At 65.6% G+C, this 20,302-nt stretch carries 23 protein-coding genes; 5 read left to right on the forward strand and 18 right to left on the reverse strand.

The genetic code is table 11. From position 1 onward, the window contains the following. Window positions 1-4 precede the first annotated feature (4 nt). Window positions 5-787, forward strand: coding sequence for an alpha/beta fold hydrolase (locus AABA86_RS04010; RefSeq protein WP_338305804.1), 783 nt, complete (start codon window positions 5-7; stop codon window positions 785-787). Window positions 788-800: 13 nt separating this feature from the next. On the opposite strand, the gene AABA86_RS04015 is transcribed toward AABA86_RS04010, so the two are convergent. The 11 genes from AABA86_RS04015 to phnG all read right to left on the reverse strand — a co-directional run bounded on the left by AABA86_RS04015 (window position 801) and on the right by phnG (window position 9,405). Then, complete coding sequence (locus tag AABA86_RS04015; RefSeq protein ID WP_338305805.1) at window positions 801-1,754, reverse strand: aliphatic sulfonate ABC transporter substrate-binding protein; 954 nt, start codon at window positions 1,752-1,754, stop codon at window positions 801-803. A gap of 22 nt (window positions 1,755-1,776) precedes the next feature. Continuing rightward, on the reverse strand, window positions 1,777-1,998 hold the full coding sequence (locus AABA86_RS04020) for a hypothetical protein (protein ID WP_212246025.1): 222 nt from the start codon (window positions 1,996-1,998) through the stop codon (window positions 1,777-1,779). Between the two features lie 472 nt (window positions 1,999-2,470). Then, window positions 2,471-3,082: a pyridoxamine 5'-phosphate oxidase family protein gene (locus tag AABA86_RS04025; protein WP_338305807.1), complete on the reverse strand. Its 612-nt coding sequence runs from the start codon at window positions 3,080-3,082 to the stop codon at window positions 2,471-2,473. A 22-nt stretch (window positions 3,083-3,104) separates the two neighbouring features. Then, window positions 3,105-3,701 (reverse strand): phosphonate metabolism protein/1,5-bisphosphokinase (PRPP-forming) PhnN, encoded by a 597-nt coding sequence (gene phnN / locus AABA86_RS04030; RefSeq protein ID WP_338305808.1) that lies wholly within the window; start codon window positions 3,699-3,701, stop codon window positions 3,105-3,107. Next, window positions 3,698-4,855, reverse strand: coding sequence for an alpha-D-ribose 1-methylphosphonate 5-triphosphate diphosphatase (locus AABA86_RS04035; RefSeq protein WP_338305810.1), 1,158 nt, complete (start codon window positions 4,853-4,855; stop codon window positions 3,698-3,700). The genes phnN and AABA86_RS04035 overlap by 4 nt, the downstream gene beginning before the upstream one ends. A gap of 11 nt (window positions 4,856-4,866) precedes the next feature. After that, a complete protein-coding gene (gene phnL, locus AABA86_RS04040; protein ID WP_212246222.1) occupies window positions 4,867-5,565 on the reverse strand; it encodes a phosphonate C-P lyase system protein PhnL in 699 nt (232 codons plus the stop codon). Between the two features lie 22 nt (window positions 5,566-5,587). Further along, the gene (gene phnK, locus AABA86_RS04045; RefSeq protein ID WP_212246030.1) at window positions 5,588-6,385 is read right to left on the reverse strand and encodes a phosphonate C-P lyase system protein PhnK; all 798 of its coding nucleotides are present in this window, start codon (window positions 6,383-6,385) and stop codon (window positions 5,588-5,590) included. Next, window positions 6,378-7,274 carry an alpha-D-ribose 1-methylphosphonate 5-phosphate C-P-lyase PhnJ gene (locus AABA86_RS04050; RefSeq protein ID WP_212246033.1) on the reverse strand — a complete coding sequence of 299 codons (897 nt, stop codon included), beginning with the start codon at window positions 7,272-7,274 and terminating at the stop codon, window positions 6,378-6,380. The genes phnK and AABA86_RS04050 overlap by 8 nt, the downstream gene beginning before the upstream one ends. Further along, window positions 7,271-8,374, reverse strand: coding sequence for a carbon-phosphorus lyase complex subunit PhnI (locus AABA86_RS04055; protein WP_212246035.1), 1,104 nt, complete (start codon window positions 8,372-8,374; stop codon window positions 7,271-7,273). Before AABA86_RS04055 ends, AABA86_RS04050 begins: the two co-directional genes overlap by 4 nt. 4 nt (window positions 8,375-8,378) lie before the next feature. Further along, entirely contained in the window at window positions 8,379-8,987 is a 609-nt protein-coding gene (gene phnH, locus AABA86_RS04060; protein WP_338305812.1) for a phosphonate C-P lyase system protein PhnH, read from the reverse strand. A 4-nt stretch (window positions 8,988-8,991) separates the two neighbouring features. Further along, entirely contained in the window at window positions 8,992-9,405 is a 414-nt protein-coding gene (gene phnG, locus AABA86_RS04065) for a phosphonate C-P lyase system protein PhnG (RefSeq protein ID WP_445083429.1), read from the reverse strand. Window positions 9,406-9,575: 170 nt separating this feature from the next. Between phnG and phnF the strand changes: the two genes are divergently transcribed. Then, entirely contained in the window at window positions 9,576-10,304 is a 729-nt protein-coding gene (phnF, locus tag AABA86_RS04070) for a phosphonate metabolism transcriptional regulator PhnF (protein WP_338305814.1), read from the forward strand. 121 nt (window positions 10,305-10,425) lie between these two features. On the opposite strand, the gene phnE (AABA86_RS04075) is transcribed toward phnF, so the two are convergent. From phnE (AABA86_RS04075) to phnC, 4 genes are all read right to left on the reverse strand, one after another. Continuing rightward, window positions 10,426-11,271 (reverse strand): phosphonate ABC transporter, permease protein PhnE, encoded by an 846-nt coding sequence (gene phnE / locus AABA86_RS04075; protein ID WP_338305815.1) that lies wholly within the window; start codon window positions 11,269-11,271, stop codon window positions 10,426-10,428. Continuing rightward, window positions 11,268-12,152 carry a phosphonate ABC transporter, permease protein PhnE gene (phnE, locus tag AABA86_RS04080; protein ID WP_338305816.1) on the reverse strand — a complete coding sequence of 295 codons (885 nt, stop codon included), beginning with the start codon at window positions 12,150-12,152 and terminating at the stop codon, window positions 11,268-11,270. Before phnE (AABA86_RS04080) ends, phnE (AABA86_RS04075) begins: the two co-directional genes overlap by 4 nt. Before the next feature lie 73 nt (window positions 12,153-12,225). After that, the gene (gene phnD / locus AABA86_RS04085; protein WP_338305817.1) at window positions 12,226-13,161 is read right to left on the reverse strand and encodes a phosphonate ABC transporter substrate-binding protein; all 936 of its coding nucleotides are present in this window, start codon (window positions 13,159-13,161) and stop codon (window positions 12,226-12,228) included. A 62-nt stretch (window positions 13,162-13,223) separates the two neighbouring features. Continuing rightward, the gene (gene phnC, locus AABA86_RS04090; protein ID WP_338305818.1) at window positions 13,224-14,033 is read right to left on the reverse strand and encodes a phosphonate ABC transporter ATP-binding protein; all 810 of its coding nucleotides are present in this window, start codon (window positions 14,031-14,033) and stop codon (window positions 13,224-13,226) included. Window positions 14,034-14,207: 174 nt separating this feature from the next. Here phnC and AABA86_RS04095 point away from each other — a divergent pair, with 174 nt between their 5' ends. Genes AABA86_RS04095 through AABA86_RS04105 form a run of 3 tightly spaced genes read left to right on the forward strand, consistent with a single transcriptional unit; the run spans window position 14,208 to window position 16,774 of the window. Next, window positions 14,208-14,867, forward strand: coding sequence for a transferase hexapeptide repeat family protein (locus AABA86_RS04095; RefSeq protein WP_338305819.1), 660 nt, complete (start codon window positions 14,208-14,210; stop codon window positions 14,865-14,867). Then, window positions 14,864-16,057, forward strand: a complete 1,194-nt coding sequence (locus AABA86_RS04100; RefSeq protein WP_338305820.1) for an alpha-D-ribose 1-methylphosphonate 5-triphosphate diphosphatase — start codon at window positions 14,864-14,866, stop codon at window positions 16,055-16,057. The genes AABA86_RS04095 and AABA86_RS04100 overlap by 4 nt, the downstream gene beginning before the upstream one ends. Window positions 16,058-16,075: 18 nt before the next feature. Continuing rightward, a complete protein-coding gene (locus AABA86_RS04105; protein WP_338305821.1) occupies window positions 16,076-16,774 on the forward strand; it encodes a DUF1045 domain-containing protein in 699 nt (232 codons plus the stop codon). Between the two features lie 3 nt (window positions 16,775-16,777). Here AABA86_RS04105 and AABA86_RS04110 read toward each other — a convergent pair whose 3' ends face one another. The 3 genes from AABA86_RS04110 to AABA86_RS04120 all read right to left on the reverse strand — a co-directional run bounded on the left by AABA86_RS04110 (window position 16,778) and on the right by AABA86_RS04120 (window position 20,184). Further along, window positions 16,778-17,371 (reverse strand): hypothetical protein, encoded by a 594-nt coding sequence (locus tag AABA86_RS04110; RefSeq protein WP_338305822.1) that lies wholly within the window; start codon window positions 17,369-17,371, stop codon window positions 16,778-16,780. An 83-nt stretch (window positions 17,372-17,454) separates the two neighbouring features. Beyond that, window positions 17,455-18,855 carry a selenium-binding protein SBP56-related protein gene (locus tag AABA86_RS04115; RefSeq protein ID WP_338305823.1) on the reverse strand — a complete coding sequence of 467 codons (1,401 nt, stop codon included), beginning with the start codon at window positions 18,853-18,855 and terminating at the stop codon, window positions 17,455-17,457. Between the two features lie 390 nt (window positions 18,856-19,245). Beyond that, window positions 19,246-20,184, reverse strand: coding sequence for a dihydrodipicolinate synthase family protein (locus tag AABA86_RS04120; protein ID WP_338305825.1), 939 nt, complete (start codon window positions 20,182-20,184; stop codon window positions 19,246-19,248). Between the last annotated feature and the right edge of the window lie 118 nt (window positions 20,185-20,302).

Raw genomic sequence — 20,302 nt, forward strand, 5'->3', positions numbered from 1 at the left:
CACCATGAAGCTCTCCGTCAACGGCCTTGATGTGTTCGCCGCAACCGGCGGCCGCGACTTCGACAAGTCGCTGCCCGCTGTCGTCTTCATCCACGGCGCCGGCTTCGACCATTCGACCTGGGCGCTGCACACGCGCTGGTTCGCCCACCACGGCTTTGGCGTGCTGGCGCCGGACCTTCCAGGTCACGGCCGCTCGGCCAGTCCCTCGCTCGGCAGCATTGCCGCGATGGCCGACTGGACCGCGGCACTACTCGATGCGGCAGGAGCCGCGAAGGCGCATCTGATCGGCCATTCCATGGGATCGCTGATCTCGCTGGAGACGGCGGCCCGTCACCCCGACAAGGTCTCGGCGCTGAGCCTGATCGGCACCGCAGCGACCATGACGGTCGGCCCGGATTTGCTGAAGGCCGCCGAGGCCAACTCACAGGATGCCAACGACATGGTCTCGATCTGGGGCCTCGGCTTCAACGCGGAGCTCGGCGGCAGCCTCGCCCCGGGCCTGTGGATGCATGGCGGCGCGCAGGCGGTGCTGAAGTCTTGCGAGCCGGGCGTGCTGTTCAGGGATCTCTCGGCCTGCAATGCCTATGCGAATGCGCTCGCCGCAGCCGCGAGCGTGAAGGTGCCGACGACATTGATTCTCGGCGAACGCGACATGATGACCCCGGCGAAGGCGGGCAAGGCGCTTGCGGCCGCCATCCCGCATGCGAAGACGGTCGTGGTGCCTGGCGCCGGCCACATGATCATGGCCGAGCGCCCGGATGAACTGCTGGCGGCGCTGAAGGGCTAGGACTCGCCCGGCCTCAGGACCCCGGCGTCCACTTCCAGACGATGTCGGAGACGTTGACCGGCTTCGGGATCAGGCCGAGCTTTGCAAAGCGATCGGCGACGGCCTGCTGGGTCTTGATCACCTCGGCGTCGAGCGGCACCACGCTGTAAGTCGATCGATTGACGAAGCGGCGGACGGCCTCGATGTCGACACCAGTCGCCTCGGACTGCGCCTTCGCGACCTCCTCGTGATGTGAGTTCGCCCAGGCGCCTTCGGAGGCGAAGCTGGTGTTGAGCCTGGCGACCAGCGACGGATATTTTTCGACGAAATCCGTGTTGGCGATGTAGTAGGCGTTCGGCTTGTGCACGTCCTTGTCGAACGCGATCACCCGCGCGCCCTCCTTCAGTTCGGCGAGCGCGAGATAGGGATCCCAGATCGACCAGGCGTCGACCGAGCCCTTGACGAAGGCCGCGGTCGCATCAGCCGGCGCGAGCGGTGCCGGCGTAATATCGGACCAGGACAGCCCCGCCTTCTCGAGCGATGCGACCAGCAGATTGTGCGCGCTCGATCCCTTGCCGAAGGCGACGCGCTTGCCCTCGAGATCGGCGAGCGTCTTGATCGCCGAATCCTTCGGCACGATGATCGCCTGATTGTCGCCTTCGGACTTCACAGCCGCGACGTAGCGGATCCTGGCGCCGCCCGCCTGCGCGAATATCGGCGGTGTATCGCCGACGAAGCCGAAATCGACGCTACCGACATTGATGGCCTCCAGCAGCGGCGGACCGAATTGGAAGTCGATCCACTTGACCTCGATGCCGAGCGGCCTGAAAGCGTTCTCGAGCGTCTGACGCTGCCGCACCGCCGGGAAGAAGCCGCCCTTCTGCGTGCCGATCCGGATTTCCGCCGGCTTGTCCTCGGCGTGCGCGGACACATTGAATGCGGTCGCGACGAGCAGCGCTGCGGTCAGAAGATAGCGTCGTGCAATCATGTTGCGTTCCTTTGCGTTGGATTCAGTTGGCGAAGAGTGAGGAGTTCGCGCGCCGGCTCCGCTCGGAGAGCACCGCGCGGGCCGCGCGCTCGGCCTCTCGCGCCGAGCGGAACTGACGGCCTTCGAGGCTGTCGAACAGGCGCTCGGAGGAGAAGAAGCGGAAGCCGCGGGCATCCCTCGTGACGATGCCGGCGGCACGGTCGTGGATCTCGATGATGTAGGCGTTGGACTGGGCCTGAGACATGACTGCTCGTTCGCCGGAATTCCGGCGCTCCTGACTTGCAAATTTGCGGTGTGGATGTTGCTAGGACGCGGTCAGCAACAGCAACAGGCGCCCGTCGCCGCCGAGAAACAGCGCCGCGTCATGCACGCATGCATGTCATTGGAATTGCGCTGGCGATCGGTTCTCATGGTGCGGCTTGGACTCGAGGAGCAGCTTCGATGTCGCAAATATCCGGCGATTGCCGCGATTGGTCAATGAAATGGCTATCCATATTTGCGGGCCGCGCGCGAGCGCGCTTCTCCCGTGACGAGCGGGGACAGCCGGATTCATCTCGCGCGATCAACGATCGTCGTCTGCGAGACGCCGGGCTTTCGTAGGGTGGGCAAAGCCGAGCGTGCCCACGATTTCTATCGCAGAGTTGGATAGGTGGTGGGCACGGCGCAAACGCGCCTTTGCCCACCCTACGATTCCGGACTTGCTGAGCGTACGTTGCTCACCACATCGTCGCAGCAGCCCGTTCCGGCCAGATGCGATCGTACTCTGCGCCGCCGACCTGGTTGTCGCTCATCTCGGCGAGGATCTGGCCCGGCGTCGGCAGCGTCTTCGGATCGATACGCTTGTCAGGATTCCAGAGGTCGGAGCGAACGATGGCGCGGGCGCACTGGAAGTAGATCTCGTCGACCTTCATCACCATGACGCTGCGCGGCGCCTTGCCCTCGACCTTGAACGAGGCCAGCAGCTCGGGATCGACCGAGAGATGGGCGCGGCCGTTGGCGCGAACCGCATTGCCGGAGCCGGGGATCAGGAACATCAGCGACACCCTGGGATCGCGCACGATGTTGCGCAAGGAGTCGACACGATTATTGCCGCGGCGGTCCGGCAGCATCAGCGTGTTGGGATCATGGATCCGGACAAAGCCGGGCAAGTCGCCCCGCGGCGAGCAGTCGATGCCTTCCGGCCCGATGGTGGCGAGCGCGGCGAACGGCGCCTTCTCGATGAAGATGCGGTAGAGCGGCGTGACATGGTCGGCGACTTTCACGGTCGAGGCGTCGTTGGTGGCACCGTAGATGGCCTCCAGCTGTTCGATCGTTTCGATCACCGACATTCCATTCTCCCTGCTGCAGTGGCTAATCGCGCCAGCCTTCGTTCCTGATCGCGCGCACGAGCTGGCGGGCGTGATACTCGGCGCTGCCGGCATTGAGGATGGTGACGTCCGCCTGCGCCGACCTGTCGTCCACGCTGCGGTTGAGGCGCTCGGCGATATTGCCGTCGCTCTGTCGCGCGCGCGCGGCCAGCCGCGCGGCCAGCACATCCGGTGGCGCCGTGATCGCGACCACCACGACGTCGGCGTAGGTCTGGCGCAGCGCGCCGATCACCGTGCGCGAGACGTTGGCGACGACCGTGCGGCCGGCGCGGATATCCTCGTTGATGTCGAGCGGCAGCGCATAGGAATGCCCGTGGGCGTCCCAATGCACGGCGAAGTCGCCATGCTCGCACGCGCGGCGGAATTCGTCGAAGCCGAGCGCGACATTGTCTTCGTCGGCGGAGGATTCGCGCGTCACGATTCGGCGCGGGAAGACAATGCCGTGATCGTCAGCACAGGCCGCTTGCGCCAGCCGCAGCAGCGTGTCCTTGCCGGCGCCGCTGGGACCGACCACGAGCACGAGCCGGCCGGGACCGATCGCGCCCGCATCGTCCTGCGCCACGGCCGGGATCTCGTTCATGCGACGCGGCTTCCTTCGCGCCAGACGCTGCGGACGACGGGAACACTGCCGGCAACATGCACGCGAATGAGGTCGGCGCGCTTGCCGATCGCGACCTCGCCGCGGTCGGTGAGGCCCACCGCTTCCGCGGGCGCCTTCGTCACGGTGCGGATCGCCGCGGGAAGGCCGATGGCGGGCACATGCTCGGGCAATTGCAGCGCGCCCATCAAGAGGCTCGACGGAATGTAGTCCGACGACAGGATATCGAGCAGGCCCTCGCGGGCGAGATCGACGGCGGCAATGTTGCCGGAGTGCGAGCCGCCGCGCACGACGTTGGGCGCGCCCATCAGGATGTCGATGCCGGCCTCGTGCAAGCCGCGCGCGGCCTCCAGCGTGGTCGGGAATTCTGCCACCGAGACGCGGTCGCGTACGGCGTCCGCGACGTTCTCCTCGGTGGTGTCGTCGTGGCTGGCGAGCGGAATCTGGTACTGATGTGCCAGCGACACGATCTCGCGCATATTGGTCGCGGCATATTGCTTCTGGTACTCGAAGCGCTTTGCGAACAGCTCGTCGAGCTCGGCATCGGTCTTGCCGCCGTTCTTGCCGCGGTAATAGTCGCGCAGCTTGCCTTCATCGCGAAACTGGCGCTGACCGGGGGTGTGGTCCATCAGCGACATCAGCTTGACGTCGGGGCGATCGATCAGCTCCCTGGCCTCCTCGACCACGCTCGGCATCGGGATCTCGCAGCGCAGATGCAGGAAGTGGTCGGCGCGCAGCAGGCTGGCGTCACGCGCGGTCGTGATCGCGGCGGCGAGCACGCCAGCGCGGCCGTCCACCTCCTCGGCGCCGTCCTCGCGCCAGACCCGGAGCGAATCGAACACGGTGGTGATGCCCGACGTCGCGAGCTGGCCGTCATAGGAGATCACGGCAGCAACCGGATTCCAGAACACTTTTGGGCGCGGCACGTAATGGGCTTCGAGATGATCGGTGTGCAGCTCGATCAGGCCCGGCATGATCAAATCGCCGCCAGCGTCCTCGGCACCCGCAGGCGCCCTGCCCTCGCCGATCTCGGCGATGCGCCCGTCGGCAAGAGCGACCCAGCCCTGCTCGATCACCCGGTCGGCCAGCACGATCCTGGCGTTGGCGATCACAATGTCCTTCGGCTTGGCGTTCATATCCATTTCCCTCAGGCCGCGGCGGCGAAGCTGGTGACGTCGACGATGCGGTCGGCAATCAGATGACGGATTTCGTCGTCATGGACAATGGCGACCATGGCGACGCCCTGGCGTTTCTTCTCGGCGACCAGCTCGACCACGACGGCGCGGTTGGCGGCATCGAGCGAGGCGGTCGGCTCGTCCAGCAACAGGATCGGCAGATCCGAGATGAAGCCGCGCGCGATGTTGACGCGCTGCTGCTCGCCGCCGGAGAAGGTCGCGGGCGGAAGCTGCCAGAGACGCTCGGGGATGTTGAGGCGGTACAGCAGGCTGCCGGCGCGCTGCTGCGCCTCAGTGCGTGGCATGCCGTTCACGATCAGCGGCTCGGCGACGACGTCGATGGTGGCCACGCGCGGCACTGCGCGCAGGAACTGGCTGACATAGCCGATGGTGGAACGGCGGACGTTGAGGATCTGCCGCGGCTCGGCACTGGCGAGATCGATCACCGCGCCGCGATGGCGGATGCCGATACGGCCGCTATCGCAGCGGTAGTTGCCGAAGATCATCTTCAGGATCGAGGACTTGCCGGCGCCGGATGGCCCGGAGAGCACGACGCACTCGCCGGGATTGACCTGGAAGGTCACACCGCTGACGACAGGCAATTCGATGCCGCCCTGCAGGTGCATGGTGAAGGTCTTGTTGGCGTTGGCGACGTCGATCATGGCGGTCATCGGGCGGCTCATCTGGGAAATCTCATGGCGGCAGAATCGAGGAGACGAGGAGTTGCGTATAGGGCTCGCGGGGATCGTCGAGGACCTGATCGGTCAGGCCGGTTTCGATGACGCGGCCGCCCTTCATCACCATCACGCGGTGCGACAACAGCCGCGCGACCGCGAGGTCGTGGGTGACGATGATGACGGCGAGCTGCAGCTCGGCGACGAGGCTACGCAGGAGGTCAAGCAGGCGTGCCTGCACCGACACGTCGAGGCCGCCGGTCGGCTCATCCATGAACACCAGCCGCGGCTCGGTGACGAGGTTGCGCGCGATCTGGAGACGCTGGCGCATGCCGCCGGAATAGGTGCGCGGCGCATCGTCGATGCGCGCGGTGTCGATCTCGACGCGGGTCAGCCAGTCGGACGCAGTCTGGCGGATGCGGCCATAGTGATTCCAACCCACCGCCATCAGCCGCTCGCCGACATTGGCGCCGGCCGAGACCGCCATGCGCAAACCCTGGGCGGGATCCTGATGCACGAAGCCCCAGTCGGTCCGGTACAGGAAGCGCCGCTCGGCTTCGCCAAGCGAGGCGAGATCGCGAGCGACACCGTCGCGCATCCGATAGGACACATGGCCGCCGCTGGCCGCGAGCTGGCCCGACAGGAGCTGCAGCAGCGTCGACTTGCCCGAACCTGATTCGCCGACGATCGCCAGCACTTCGCCGGGATAGAGCGAGAACGACACGTCGCAGCACGCGGCGATGCGGCCGAAGGATTTGCTGAGGGATTTTGCGACCAGCAGCGGCTCATCGGTCTCGCGCATGTCTTGATCAGCCATTTGATTCCCCCTGCGCCTTCTCCTTGTACGGCGCGGCGCTGAGGCTGCCGTGATGGCCGGCGGCCTGGCGGCCCTCGCAATAGTCGGTGTCCGAGCACACGAACATCCGTCCGCCCTTGTCGTCGGTGACGATCTCGTCGAGATAGGAATTTTCAGCGGCGCACAGCGCGCAGGGCGCGTTGAAGCGGTAGGGCTCGAACGGATGATCCTCGAAATCGAGCGACACCACCTGCGTATAGGGCGGGATCGCATAGATGCGCTTCTCGCGGCCGGCGCCGAACAATTGCAGCGCCGGGCAATTGTCCATCTTGGGATTGTCGAATTTCGGCGTCGGCGACGGATCCATCACGTAGCGCGCGTTGACCTTGACCGGATAGGCGTAGGCGGTGGCAATGTGGCCGAAGCGGGCGATGTCCTCATAGAGCTTCACATGCATCAGGCCGTATTCGGCGAGTGCATGCATGCGCCGCGTCTCGGTCTCGCGCGGCTCGAGGAAACGCAACGGCTCGGGGATCGGCACCTGATAGACCAGCACCTGGTTCTCGTTCAGTGTCGTCTCGGGGATGCGGTGGCGGGTCTGGATCACGGTTGCCTCATCCGTCGCCGTGGTCGTGGCGACGCCCGCGGTCTTGGCGAAGAATTTTCGGATCGAGATCGCGTTGGTGGTGTCGTCGGAGCCCTGGTCGATCACCTTCAGCACGTCCTGGGGACCGAGGATCGCAGCGGTGACCTGCACGCCGCCGGTGCCCCAGCCATAGGGCATCGGCATCTCGCGGCTGGCGAACGGCACCTGATAACCGGGAATCGCGATCGCCTTCAGGATGGCGCGGCGGATCATCCGCTTGGTCTGCTCGTCGAGATAGGCGAAATTGTAGGCGGGCGCGTTCATTCCGCGGCCTCCTTCATGGCGTCAGGCGCCTGGGCATCGGAAAATTCCTGGCGCAGCTTGCGGAGCAGGCCGAGCTCGGACTGGAAGTCGACATAATGCGGCAGCTTCAGATGCTCGACGAAGCCGGTGGCCTGGACGTTGTCCGAATGCGACATCACGAATTCTTCATCTTGCGCCGGGGCCAGTGCCTCCTCGCCCAGCTCGCGGGCGCGCAGCGCGCGATCCACCAGCGCCATCGACATGGTCTTGCGCTCGCTCTGGCCGAAGGCGAGGCCATAGCCGCGGGTGAAGCACGGCGCCTCCGTCGCGGAGCCCTTGAACTGGTTGACCATCTGGCACTCGGTGAGCTCGATCGACCCGAGCGGCACGGCGAAGCCGACGTCTTCCGCCAAGAATTCCACCTCGACCTCGCCGAAGCGAATCTCGCCGGCGAAGGGATGGTTGCGGCCATAGCCGCGCTGGGTGGAATAGCCCATCGCCAGCAGGAATCCTTCGTCGCCGCGCGCGAGGTTTTGCAGGCGCAGATCGCGATCCGCCGGGAAATTCAGCGGCTCGCGGGTGAGATCGCCGACGCTGGCGCCGTCCTCGGCCTGCGGCGAGGATTCGATCAGCCCGTCGCGGCCGAGAATGTCGGTCACGCGCGGCGTCGGCGCCGTCGACGCTTCCGCCATTGCCGGCGCCTCCGGCACAAAGCCTTGCGCGAGCGCGGGATCGAGCAGGCGATGGGTGTAATCGAAGGTCGGCCCGAGGATCTGTCCGCCTGGAATGTCCTTGAAGGTCGAGGACACCCGCCGCTGCACGCGCATGGCGCCGGTGTCGACCGGCTCGCTGGCGCCGAAGCGCGGCATCGTGGCGCGGAAGGCGCGGACCAGGAAGATCGCCTCGATCAGGTCGCCGCGCGCCTGCTTGATCGCGAGCGCCGCGAGCTCGCGGTCATAGAGCGAGCCTTCGCTCATGACGCGGTCGACGGCGAGCCCAAGCTGTTCCGAGATCTGGTCGAGCGTGAGCTCCGGAACGCCTTGGTCGCCGCGCCGCTTATCTGCGAGCAGGCGATGGGCGTTCTCGATGGCGCGCTCGCCGCCCTTCACTGCGACATACATGCTTCTAGCTTCCCTTGCTCACGATTCGCGTGGTGCGGGGGATCGCGACCACGGCGTCATCGGCGACCAGCACCACATCGATGCCGCGCGGAAACAGCGCCTCGTTGACCTGCAGGCGCTCGAACAGATCGAACGGCTTGACCGACACCTGGAGCATGGCGGCGCCGTCGATGCCGGGACCGCGCAGCTCGAAGCTGCGCCCTGCGTCGAGGCTGTCGACCTGCAGGATCAATGTGGTGGATCGATCCGGATATTCGCTGGTCCCGAGCGCGAAGCGTTCGAGCGGCGGCAGCGCACCGCCGTCACTGATCAGCGCAAAGCTCGCGATCGAGGAATCCTGCACCACCGGCGCGCCGGTGTGAAACTTCAGCCATTTCACCACGTCCGAGCTCTCCGCCATCCGCGCGTCGAGCCAGAGCGGCGTGTCGTGGTCGAACAGCGTCAGCGCGATCGCAGCGGTGCCGCGCATCATCGTATCCGGCTTTCCAGCCATCGGGACGATGCGCTGGACCGAGCCGGGCCGCGCCATCGCGTCCATCACCGAGCGAAAGGTCGATTGCGCCGACAGCACCTTGTCGGCGAAACCCGGTGGCAGTTCCGCAATCGTGGTCATGATCTCACCCCTCACCGCGCACCATGGTGTAGAAATCAACCTTCGTCGCGGCGGTCTCGGCCGCCGCCTGCTTCCGGCGAATCATAAGCTGCTCGCGCAACGGCGCGATTACGTCCCGCTCCACCGACGCGCCAAAATCGCGCGACTGCGCCAGCGCGTCGCACAGCGCGATCAGCCGCGCCTTCTCGCCGTCGCGCCCGAGCGTGTAGCCGAACCCGACCTCGCCGCTGGCAAGCCGCACCGCGGCGCGCGACACCGTGGCCTCGCCGAGGTTGAAGGGCGCGCCGTCGCCGCCGACCCGGCCACGCAGCATGACGAGGCCGTTTTCCGGCGCCCGCAGATCCTGATGGTCCGGAAGAGCCAAGTCGCGGAGGCGGGCGGCGATCTCGCCCGCCTCCGCGTGCGCCAGCACGGCCATGGCGGCCTGGCGCTGGGCTTGCTGGTTGTTGTGCTGGGTCACTTGATCTACCGAACTTTCCGACGAACTTGCTGCATCAAAGTTGTCTATGATAATAGACAACTTCATACGGAAGCGCCATGACTGTTTCGTGACAAAGGCGTGATTTCTGGGCTAGGCTGACCGGCGATATGAGCATGCAAGACACTGCGTCGTCCGGCGTCGCGCTATGGCGCCTCGTTGCCGACGGCATCGAGCGCGGCATCGCCGACGGCCGCTTTGCCGCCGGCGATAAATTGCCGGGCGAGATGGAGATCGCCGAAACCTATCGGGTGAACCGCCACACCGTACGGCGCGCGCTGGCGGCCCTTGCCGAGCGCGGCCTCGTGCGCGCCGAGCGCGGCAGCGGGACCTATGTCGAGGCACAGAAGCTCGCCTATCCCCTGCGCTCGCGTACCCGCTTCTCCGAGATCGTCGGGGCCGGCGGCCGCGAGCCGCGCGGTCAGTTGATCGAGGCCACGGACGATGTCGCGACCCGCGAGCTGGCGCGCGAGCTCGGCTTGAAGGCCGGCGCGCCGCTGGTGCGGATCGAGGCGATCCGTCTTGCCGACCGCACGCCGATCTGCGTCTCCACCACCTGGCTGTCGGCGGAATTATTTCCAGGTGCCGGCGCCGTGTTCGCGGCGACACGCTCGATGACGAAGCTGCTGGAACATTACGGCGTCCGCGACTATCGCCGCGGCGCGACCCGAATCACCGCCGGCATCGTCGACGCAACCGACGCCGCACGGCTCGATCTGGCGCTGGGACGACCGATCCTGGTGGTCGATGCGACCGACCACGATCTCCAGGGCAAGCCGCTGGTGACCAAGCATTCGCGGTTTGCGGCGGAGCGGGTTGAGTTTCTGGTGGAGCAGTAGGGTGGGTTAGCCTTGGGCTGCGCGAAGCGCAGTCCGAAGGCGTAACCCACCTCTTCTGTCTCCGCGGAGATCAACAGTGGTGGGTTACGCCTTCGGCTAACCCACCCTACGGCACCTTTGATCAGGCGACCGCTCTTCGCCCGATAATCGCGAACCGCAGCTTGCCCGAGATGAAATCGATCGCGGCGACCGCGACCAGGATCATCAGGATCAGGAACGACACCCTCTGCCATTCCAGCACGCGGATCTGCTCGGCGAGCTGGAGGCCGATGCCGCCGGCGCCGACGATGCCGATGATGGTGGCCGAGCGCGTGTTGGATTCGATGAAATAGAGCACCTGGCCCGCGATCACGGGCAGGACCTGCGGCAACAGACCAAAACGGATCTCGTGCAGCGCGCTGCCGCCGGAGGCGCGGATGCCCTCGACCTGCTTCTGGTCGGCGCCCTCGATCGCTTCCGAGAACAGCTTTCCGAACGCGCCGAAATCCGACACCGCAATGGCGAGCACGCCCGCGAACGGGCCGAGGCCGACGACGTTGATCCACACCAGCGCCCAGATCAGCGTGTCGACGCCACGGATCGAATCCAGGAACCGGCGCACGGGAAAGCGCAGGAGCTTCGACGGCACCACGTTGCGCGCGGCCAGCAGGCTGACGGGGAGTGCGAAGACGGCGGCGAGCGTGGTGCCAAGCAGCGCAATCGACAGCGTCTCGCCGAGTGCCTTCAGGTAGACCGGCAGCGACGAGCCGGGATCGGGCGGGATCATCATCAGGCTGATCCAGCCGAGCTGGCTGAGACCTGCGAAGAACCGCGACGGCGAGAAATCGAGATCGACCAGGCCGTAGATGAGGATCGCGAACGCCGCGACGATCATCGCCGGCGTGGCAAGCCGCGCCGAGGCCGGCCGGTCGAACACATCGGGGTAGCGGGCGCGAAGCGCTCGCGTATCGACCTCCTGCGGAGTCACGTCCGCGCCTCCTTGCCGAACAGGCGGCCGCGCAGCCAGCCGGTGCTGATGTCGATGATGAACACGGTGAGGATGATCGTGAGCAGGATCGCGCTGACGTCCGAATAGTAGAACTTGCGGATCGCGACGACGAGCTCCTGGCCGATGCCGCCGGCGCCGACAAAGCCCATCACCGAGGCCTCGCGGACGTTGATCTCGAAGCGCAGCAGCGCATAGCTGGCATAGCCCGCGGTCACCTGCGGCACCACGGCAAAGCGCATGCAGGCCAGCCAGCTCGCGCCGGTCGAGCGAATGCCTTCGACCGGCTTCATATCGGCGTTCTCGACGATTTCCGAGAACAGCTTTCCGAGCGCGCCGGTGGAGTGAATCGCGATCGCCAGCACACCCGCCATCGGTCCGAGCCCGAAGGCGATCACGAAGATCAGCGCGAACACGATGCCGGGAACGGTGCGGGCAAATTCGAGCAGGCGCCGCACCGTGAAGCGCAGCCAGGGTGCGGGTGAGGTGTTCTCAGCCGCGAAGAAATTCAGGCCGAATGCGAAGGTCGCGCCGATCAGCGTGCCGACATAGGAGATCAGCAGCGTCTCGCCCAGCATCCTCAGCCATTTGCGCCAGCCCCAGAGCCATTCGCCGACATCGGTCCAGACGCGCTGGCCGTTTTCAAGCGTGAGGATGCGGTCGAAATAGCTGACGAAGTTGCCGAAATAGGTGAAGAGCGTGCGCAGATTCACTTCCGCGCCAAACGCGGCGAGAAGCAGCGCGGCGGCGAACACCACAACTCCGAGCAGGAGACGGAGCCGCCTGCGCGCGACCGCCTGGCCATAGGCGGCGTTCAGCGCGGCCAATTGCTGCTCGGGGAGGATCGAAACCGCGATGGTCATTGGTCAAAGAGGACCCGTCAAAAGAGAAAGAGCCGGGTCCATCGACCCGGCTCCAGTGCGTCGTCCCAGAGAATCAGGACGCCTTCTTCTTACGCAGCGCATCGACGAACTTGATCAGCTCGATCGTGCCATCCCAGTCCTTGGTGGTGGCGGGATGAAAACCCTTCTTCTGGCCGTCCTGGAGGCGATCGAAGGCCGCCTTGTCCTTGGCCGGCGCATCGAAGAACGCCTTCGCGATCGCCGCCTTCGCCTCTTCGGGCAGGTCGGAATTGTAGGCGTAGGGGCCGTTGATGATCGGCGCCGACTTGTGGATGATGCGGAAGTCGTCCTTCTTCATCGCCGAGCCGTCGGCATTCTTCAGCATGCCCTTGGTCAGCATCTGGGCCAGCGTCGAATCGTCGTCGCTGGTCCACTGGTTGGCGGCAACGTCGACCGTGCCCTGCGCCAGCGCCAGCATCGCGTTTTCATGGCTGCCGGTGAAGACGACCTTGCTGAAATAGGTGTCGGCATCCGCGATGCCCATCTTGTCGAGCTCGAAGCGCGGCACGTTGTTGCCGGAGGTCGAGTTCGGGTCGACGAGGCCGAGGTTCTTGCCCTTGAGCTGATCGACGCTCTTGTAGGGGCTGCTCGCCTTGACGAAGAACACCGAGTAATAGCCGGTCGAGCCGTCGGCGTTGATGTCGTTGGCAAAGGCATCGGTCTTGACGCCGGTCAGGCGGGCGCGGGCGAACGAGGCCGAGCCGTAGCTCGCGATGTGGATGTTGCCGGCGCGCTGGCCCTCGATGACGGCGGCGTAGTCGTTGGCGATGCGCAGCGTGACCTTCACGCCCAATTCCTTGGACAGATAGTTCATGAACGGCGCCCAGCGCTCGGTGACGCCCGAGGCGTTTTCGGCCGGAATGACCGCGAAGGTCAGCTCGGGATATTTGGCTTTCCAGTCTTCGGCGAAAGCCGACGAGGCGAAGGCGAGCGCCGCGGCGCCGGCAAGAACGAGTCTACGAGTGATCATGATACCCTCTTCATCGGTTGGGGTCGGTTGACGCAAAAACTTGCAACTCAAACAGGCGCGGCTCAGGCGGCGGCCGCCGTTCCAAGTGCCGGGACGCCCGCGGGCGCCGGGACAGGCTTGGTGCCCATGACGTCTGCGGCTTCGAGATCGTAAAGCTCGCGCGCGACGTGGTCGGTCAGTGCGGCCGGCACGCCGTCGAACACCACCCGGCCCTGCGCCATGCCGATCAGGCGGTCGCAATAGCTGCGCGCCAGATCGAGCGAATGCAGATTGCAGATCACGGTGATGCCGAAGTGCTTGTTGATGCGCAGCAGCGCATCCATCACGATCTTGGTGTTGCGCGGATCGAGCGAGGCGATCGGCTCGTCGGCGAGGATGATGTCGGGCTGCTGCACCAGCGCACGCGCGATCGCGACGCGCTGCTGCTGTCCGCCGGAAAGCTGGTCGGCGCGCTGGGCCGCGAGCGATGCAATGTCGAACTGTTCGAGCGCCGACATCGCCAGCGCCTTGTCCTGCTCGGGCCACACTTGCGACAGCGAGCGCCAGGCCGGCATCGTCGCAAGCCGTCCCATCAGGACGTTGGTGAGGACATCGAGCCGGCCGACCAGGTTGAACTGCTGGAAGATCATGGCTGAGCGCGCCCGCCACTGCCGCAGCTCCTTGCCGCGCAGCGCGGTGACGTCGATGCCATCGAACAGGATGCGGCCCTGCGTCGGCGTCACGAGACGATTGATGGTTCGCAGCAGCGTCGACTTGCCGGCGCCGGACCGTCCGATCACACCGACGAAGCCGCCGGGGGAGACTTGAAACGAAGCGTCGTCCACCGCGGCTTTCGCGCCGAAGCGACACGTCAGACCTTCCACCACCAGCATGCAGGACTCCAGATTAGCTGGAGCCAACCGCTAACGCCCGCGCTTGACACTTGTGTGACACGGGCGTTGCAGTGCGTCGATGCTACACACCTCATCCCCTGTCATCACTGCGTCACGACGTTGTCATCAAGCAGCTCGAAGAGGAACGCCCGCCCTCGCACTTCCGGACGCAACATGGCCGCCAAAACTCTTTCGGTCCAGCCGACCATCGATCCCTCGGCCAAGCTGCATGAGACCAGGCTCGGCGCCTATACCGAGGTCGGCGCGCGCACCATCCTGCATGAAGTGGCGATGGGCGATTACTCCTATGTCGTGAACGATGCCCAGATCACCTACACCACCATCGGAAAGTTCTGCTCGATCGCGGCCATGACGCGCATCAATCCCGGCAATCATCCGATGCACCGCGCGACCCAGGCGCATTTCACCTATCGCTCGAGCGCCTACTTCGAAGGCGAGAATGACGACGCCGAGTTCTTCGAGTGGCGGCGCCAGCATCACGTCCATATCGGCCACGACGTCTGGATCGGCCACGGCGCGATCGTGCTGCCGGGCCGCAACATCGGCACCGGCGCGGTGATCGCGGCCGGCGCCATCGTCACCAAGGACGTGCCGGCCTACACCATCGTCGCCGGCAATCCGGCCCGCATCGTGCGGCGGCGTTTCTCCGAGGAGATCGCCGGACGGCTTGCGCGGCTCGCCTGGTGGGACTGGGATCACGACAAGTTGCGTGAAGCCCTGCCCGATTTCCGCAAGCTCGGGATTGAAGATTTTCTTGCGGCATACGAAGCACGGGCAAGCTCCTCAACCAGCAAACGAAGCGCGGTCGCGTGACAGACATTTTCCTTGAAGGCGGCCGGGCCCTGATCGGCGCCGAATTCGTCGAAACGTCATTGGCGGTGTCCGGACAGGACATCGCGCAGGCCGACGCCTCACGGGGCCGGGCGCGGCTGACAATCGATTCGCGCAACCTGCTGGTGCTGCCCGGCATCGTCGACCTGCACGGCGATGCCTTCGAGCGGCAGATGATGCCGCGCGCCGGTGTCGACTTCCCGATCGACGTCGCGCTCGCCGACAGCGATCGCCAGGCGATCAGCAACGGCATCACCACCGTGTTTCACGCCACGACCTGTTCGTGGGAGCCGGGCCTGCGTAGCGCCGACAATGCGCGCAGCCTGATGGAGGCGATCGAGCGGCAGCGTCCGCAATTCGCCGCCGACACCCGCTTTCATCTGCGGCACGAGACCTACAATCTCGACGCCGAGGCCGAGATCAGCCTGTGGCTCGACGAAGGCCGCGTCGATCTGTTCGCCTTCAACGACCACATGGACGGCACCGTCGCCGACATGGCCAAGCCGCGCAAGCGCAACCGCATGGTGGAGCGCACCGGGCTGTCAGCGGAGGAATTCGACCGGCTGGTCGAACGCGTGGTCTCGCGCGCCGACGAGGTGCCGGCTTCGGTTGCGCGGCTGGCCGCCGTAGCACGCTCGGCCGAGGTGCGGATGCTCTCGCACGATGACGCAACGCCGGCGATGCGCCGGGAGTTTCGAGAGCTCGGCGCTGATATCGCGGAGTTTCCGGTCAACGAGGAGACGGCGCAGGCGGCGGCAAGCCATGGCGATGCCATCGTCTACGGCGCGCCGAACGTCGTGCGCGGCGGCAGCCACACCGGCTGGACCAAGGCCGCCGACATGATCGCCAAGGGGCTCTGCTCAGTGCTGGCGTCGGACTATTATTATCCCGCGCAGCTGCTCGCCGCGTTCCGCCTCGCCGCCGATGGCGTGCTGCCGCTGACGGAAGCCTGGAATCTGGTCTCCGCCGGCCCGGCGCGTGCCACCGGCCTTGCCGATCGCGGCGTGCTCGCGGAAGGTTGCCGCGCCGACATTATGCTGGTCGACGACAGCGTGAAGCTGCGGCCGCGGCTGATCGCGGTGATCTCAGGCGGCAAGCTCGTGCATCTGACCGATGCGACGCGGCTGCTGAGTGCTGTGGCAGCGCCGCGCGAGGCTGTCGTCGCGGCGTAAATTGGTTATGCTGAGGCGATGACAGGTTTTCCCCGCTACGCGATCTATTTTGCCGCAGGCAGCGAGGCCGCACTCTCCCGCTTCGGCGCCGAGCTGCTCGGCTACGATGCCTACACCGGCAACGAGCTGGCGTTTCCCGCCGACGCATTGCGCGTCGCGCCGGACTGGCGCGACGTCAGCGCCGATCCCCGCAAATACGGCTTTCACGCCACGCTGAAGGCGCCGATGGCGCTCGCATCAGACAGGACCGAAGCGGAGCTGATGGCCGCCTGCGCCGCATTCGCCGGCAAGGCACGGCCGCGTCCCGTGATCCGGCCGATCGTGGATTCCATCAGCGGCTTCATCGCCGTCATTCCAGCCGAGCCGGTCGATGCGCTCCAGCGGCTCGCCGCCGATTGCGTCCGCGACTTCGATTCCTTCCGCGCCGCGCTGTCGCCGGACGATCGGGCGCGACGCAAACCCGAGAAACTCAGCGAGCGGCAGCGCGACTATCTCGACCGCTGGGGCTACCCTTACGTGATGGAAGAATTCCGCTTCCACATGACGCTGACGGGGCGGCTGGATGCCGAGCGCCGCGGACCGATCCTGGAGATGCTGAGGCCGCGGTTTGCGACGCTCGGTCTCGAGACGCTGGCGATCGACCGCATCGCGCTGTTTCGGCAGGATGATGCGTCGGCAAGATTCCACATCGTCGACGAGTGGCCTCTGGCGCGATAGACCTCAGCGCCAGCTCGCAAGATTCAACGCGAGCGCCACCGCGCCAACCAGAACGAGGCTGGCCGCCCAGACTGCATCCAGATTGAACCAGCTTCGCGAGACGAACCTCAATCCAAGATGGCGGTAGACCAGCCACGCCAAGCATCCGCCGGCGCCGACCATGGCGGCAACGTGCACCAGGGACACCAGCACCGCCATCCCGAGACTTGTCTTCATCAGCGCGCCCGCCGCCTCATGGCCGGCATCGAATTCGAAGGCCTGGCAGAGCCCGAGATAGATCGGCACGAGCATCAAGGCGGCGCCGTGAGCAATGGCGACGGCAAATGACCAGAGCGCCAATTGCGTCGGCGGAATTCGTGCCAGCGCGCGGGGATGACGCCGCGCGATCAGTCGATAAACGCCGAAGCCGATGACGAGAAGGCTCGCGCCTGTCTGGATCGAACGCTGCCACTCGGCCAGCACGAGCAGGAACGCGAATGGCAGCAGCACGAGAAATGTTGCCAGGAGATGCCCGGCCGACAGGGCCCACAACGCACGAAAGAGCGCGCGCGGGCTCTTGTCCATGAGTCCGGCCGAAACGGCGAGCGGCCATCCCATCCCCGGATTGACTCCGTGATAGAGGCCGCTCGCAACAAGAGCGAGCCACAGCCAGCCAAGCGCCGGGCTCGCGTGCCCACCATCTAGACCGACGGGTAGCAAAAGGAGTCCGTCGAACAATCGCCGCCCTCCAGCCTGATCTGGTGCGCACGATAGCCGTCCGGGAAGCTCACGAAATAGTCCTTGTCGAGCTCGAGGCCGCCGTTGCGACCGACATTGGCCATGACCTCCACGCCCGGAACGCCATCGGGATAGAACTGGTCGTCCCAGGTGGAATAGAGCGAATTGGTCCAGTACACGCGCCGGCCGTCGCGGCTGATCTCGACCATTTGCGGGCCGGCCGCAAAGGACTTGCCATTCGGATGCGCTGTACGGCGTGCGATGCCGCCGATATGGACGGAGCCCGCAAGCTTCGGCTTTCGGGGATCGGTGACGTCGTACTGGCGCATTTCGCCGGTGCCCCAGCACGACACATAGAGAAACCGGTCATCCATCGACAGGTCGATGTCGGTCACCAGCGGTGGCACGGCGCCAAATCCCTGCAGCAGCGGCGGGAGCTTCTCCTTTGGCGCGGGTTCGGGCGGGATCGTTGCCGTCTTCTCGGCATGGAATTTCCCGCCTTCGCGCCACCAGGTCCAGATCGATGCTTCGAGATTGGTGGTGTCGACCACGACGCCCACGAAGCCGTATTCGCGAACCGGATCGTGCGCAGGCCGTACCTCCAGCGCCATCTGATGATTGGCGCCAAGGTCGATGGTCTGCACGTTGCGCCGGGCGCGGAGATCCCAGAAGTGGAGACGATGGCCATATTTATTCGCAAGCAGATCCTCCGGGACGATCCCGTTCTCGAACTGCGGCGGCAAGGCCCATTCGCTCGTCACCATGTAATCGCGCGGCAGATTCCACCAGAAGTCATAATGCAGCGTCTGCGGACCGCGGTCGATCTCCCATCGTCCAAGGACCTCGAACGTCTCGCAATCCATGATGAAGACGCCTGGCGGCCCGTTGGTGCCGTCCTTGCCGCCGCCACCCAGCGTGCTCACGTAAATACCGTCCGGCCCGCAATGGATGGTGTGCGGCCGCGAATAGCCGGTCTTCTTGAAGATTTCCTCGGGCTCGATGATCTTGTGGATCTTGGCTTTGGTCGGATCGGGCTTGGTATCGATGATGTAGATCCGCGACGAACGGATTCCGGGGATGATGAGATAGCGCCGCTCGATGAAGGCATGTCCGGCGAGCGGCGACAGAGCGGAGGAGCAGGCATTCCAGCCGAAGTGGTGAAACTCATCACCCTTGTTGGGCATCGTCACGGTGTGGACGATCTGGCTGTAGGTCGGCGATCCCGGCTTGACGTCGATGACCGCGAGAGCATCCGGCTTCGAGAAATCCGGACTGAGCAGCAACGTGTAGGCGAAGTTCTCCGCAGGTGCTTCCATCGCAAGCCTGGGCGATGCGTGAAATGTGGGATCCGGCCTCATCGTCATGGCACTGCCTCCCTGTTCTGTCGGTTCGCGCAACCTGGCTCGGGATAACGGCATTATGAAGAGGTGTTACACGATGTCTCGAGATGCTCCGCGGGGCCTGGTTGGCGAACGTACCCTACTTCATCGCAGGGCTGCGGGAAACGGCCCGAACCGCGCTAATTCGACGCCTCCAGGCGAAATGGGCCGATGAGATGAGGCGAGCGCGCACCTCACCCTCCGTGTCGTCCCGGCCTAGTGCGCAATTGCGCACGGGGGGCCGGGACCCATAACCCCAGGGAGAGGTTATGAAACGAGCTGCCGACTCCAAGTCTTCGCCACACTTCTCCCTGTGGCTATGGGTCCCGGATCGGCGCGCGCTTAGGGCGCGCTTGTCCGGGACGACAGTGGGGCTTACTTCCCCCACCGCAGCGCCAGCGCGTCGCGCTCCTTGGCGAGTTCCAGCAAGCCCGCGCGCGTGGCCGGATGCAGCGGCTGCAAGGGATGGCGCACCGCGTCCGACTTGATCACGCCGCCGGCCTGCATCATCGCCTTGCAGGCGATCAGGCCGCATTGGCGGTTCTCGTAGTTGATCAGCGGCAGCCAGCGCTCATAGGCGGCCTTCGCTTCCTCGCGCTTGCCGGCGAAATAGGGATCGACGATCTGGCGGATGCCGTCGGGATAGCCGCCGCCGGTCATCGCGCCGGTAGCGCCGGCATCGAGATCGGCGAGCAGCGTGATCGCCTCCTCGCCGTCCCAGGGGCCCTCGATGTCCTTGCCGCCCGCCTCGATCAGGCTGCGGAGCTTTGAGGCCGCGCCGGGCACCTCAATCTTGAAATAGCGGATGTTGGCGAAGTCGCGCGCCAGCCGCGCCAGCAGCTCGACCGACAGCGGCGTGCCCGCGACCGGCGCGTCCTGAATCATGATCGGAATGGTGATGGCGCCCGACAGCACCTTGAAGAATTCGACGATGCCTTTCTCAGGGACCCGGAAGGTCGCGCCATGATAGGGCGGCATCACCATCACCATGGCGGCGCCCGCGGCGTCGGCCTGCTGGCTGCGCGCGGCGCAGACGGCCGAGCTGAAATGCGTGGTGGTGACGATCACGGGAACCCGGCCCGCGACATGCTCCAGCACCGCATGCATCACGGTTTCCCGCTCGGCATCGGTGAGCACGAACTGCTCGGAGAAATTGGCGAGGATGCAGAGGCCGTTCGAGCCGGCGTCGATCATGAAATCGATGCAGCGGCGCTGGCCCTCGAGGTCGAGCTCGCCGCGCTCATCGAAGATGGTGGGCGCGACCGGGAACACGCCGCGATAGGGGCGCGGAGCCTTGTGTGGGGTGACCGGCATCGAACTCTCCATCCCTGATATGTCTTACGTCTGGCGCCGCATAGGTGATGCGGCGGCACAGATGTAGCCGCCGGAGGGACCTGCGGCAATGCCGAACGCGCGACGTCAGATGGAGAAA

Origin of the sequence: Bradyrhizobium sp. TM233 (assembly GCF_036247965.1) — a bacterium.
GTDB classification, from domain to species: domain Bacteria; phylum Pseudomonadota; class Alphaproteobacteria; order Rhizobiales; family Xanthobacteraceae; genus Bradyrhizobium; species Bradyrhizobium ottawaense.

Coding starts and splice junctions, on each gene's coding strand:
- AABA86_RS04010 (WP_338305804.1), top strand. CDS start 5: ATGAAGCTCTCCGTCAACGGCCTTGATGTGTTCGCCGCAACCGGCGGC.
- AABA86_RS04015 (WP_338305805.1), bottom strand. CDS start 1,754: ATGATTGCACGACGCTATCTTCTGACCGCAGCGCTGCTCGTCGCGACC.
- AABA86_RS04020 (WP_212246025.1), bottom strand. CDS start 1,998: ATGTCTCAGGCCCAGTCCAACGCCTACATCATCGAGATCCACGACCGT.
- AABA86_RS04025 (WP_338305807.1), bottom strand. CDS start 3,082: ATGTCGGTGATCGAAACGATCGAACAGCTGGAGGCCATCTACGGTGCC.
- phnN (WP_338305808.1), bottom strand. CDS start 3,701: ATGAACGAGATCCCGGCCGTGGCGCAGGACGATGCGGGCGCGATCGGT.
- AABA86_RS04035 (WP_338305810.1), bottom strand. CDS start 4,855: ATGAACGCCAAGCCGAAGGACATTGTGATCGCCAACGCCAGGATCGTG.
- phnL (WP_212246222.1), bottom strand. CDS start 5,565: ATGACCGCCATGATCGACGTCGCCAACGCCAACAAGACCTTCACCATG.
- phnK (WP_212246030.1), bottom strand. CDS start 6,385: ATGGCTGATCAAGACATGCGCGAGACCGATGAGCCGCTGCTGGTCGCA.
- AABA86_RS04050 (WP_212246033.1), bottom strand. CDS start 7,274: ATGAACGCGCCCGCCTACAATTTCGCCTATCTCGACGAGCAGACCAAG.
- AABA86_RS04055 (WP_212246035.1), bottom strand. CDS start 8,374: ATGTATGTCGCAGTGAAGGGCGGCGAGCGCGCCATCGAGAACGCCCAT.
- phnH (WP_338305812.1), bottom strand. CDS start 8,987: ATGACCACGATTGCGGAACTGCCACCGGGTTTCGCCGACAAGGTGCTG.
- phnG (WP_445083429.1), bottom strand. CDS start 9,405: ATGGCCGTGCTGGCGCACGCGGAGGCGGGCGAGATCGCCGCCCGCCTC.
- phnF (WP_338305814.1), top strand. CDS start 9,576: ATGAGCATGCAAGACACTGCGTCGTCCGGCGTCGCGCTATGGCGCCTC.
- phnE (WP_338305816.1), bottom strand. CDS start 12,152: ATGACCATCGCGGTTTCGATCCTCCCCGAGCAGCAATTGGCCGCGCTG.
- phnD (WP_338305817.1), bottom strand. CDS start 13,161: ATGATCACTCGTAGACTCGTTCTTGCCGGCGCCGCGGCGCTCGCCTTC.
- phnC (WP_338305818.1), bottom strand. CDS start 14,033: ATGCTGGTGGTGGAAGGTCTGACGTGTCGCTTCGGCGCGAAAGCCGCG.
- AABA86_RS04095 (WP_338305819.1), top strand. CDS start 14,208: ATGGCCGCCAAAACTCTTTCGGTCCAGCCGACCATCGATCCCTCGGCC.
- AABA86_RS04105 (WP_338305821.1), top strand. CDS start 16,076: ATGACAGGTTTTCCCCGCTACGCGATCTATTTTGCCGCAGGCAGCGAG.
- AABA86_RS04110 (WP_338305822.1), bottom strand. CDS start 17,371: ATGGGATGGCCGCTCGCCGTTTCGGCCGGACTCATGGACAAGAGCCCG.
- AABA86_RS04115 (WP_338305823.1), bottom strand. CDS start 18,855: ATGACGATGAGGCCGGATCCCACATTTCACGCATCGCCCAGGCTTGCG.
- AABA86_RS04120 (WP_338305825.1), bottom strand. CDS start 20,184: ATGCCGGTCACCCCACACAAGGCTCCGCGCCCCTATCGCGGCGTGTTC.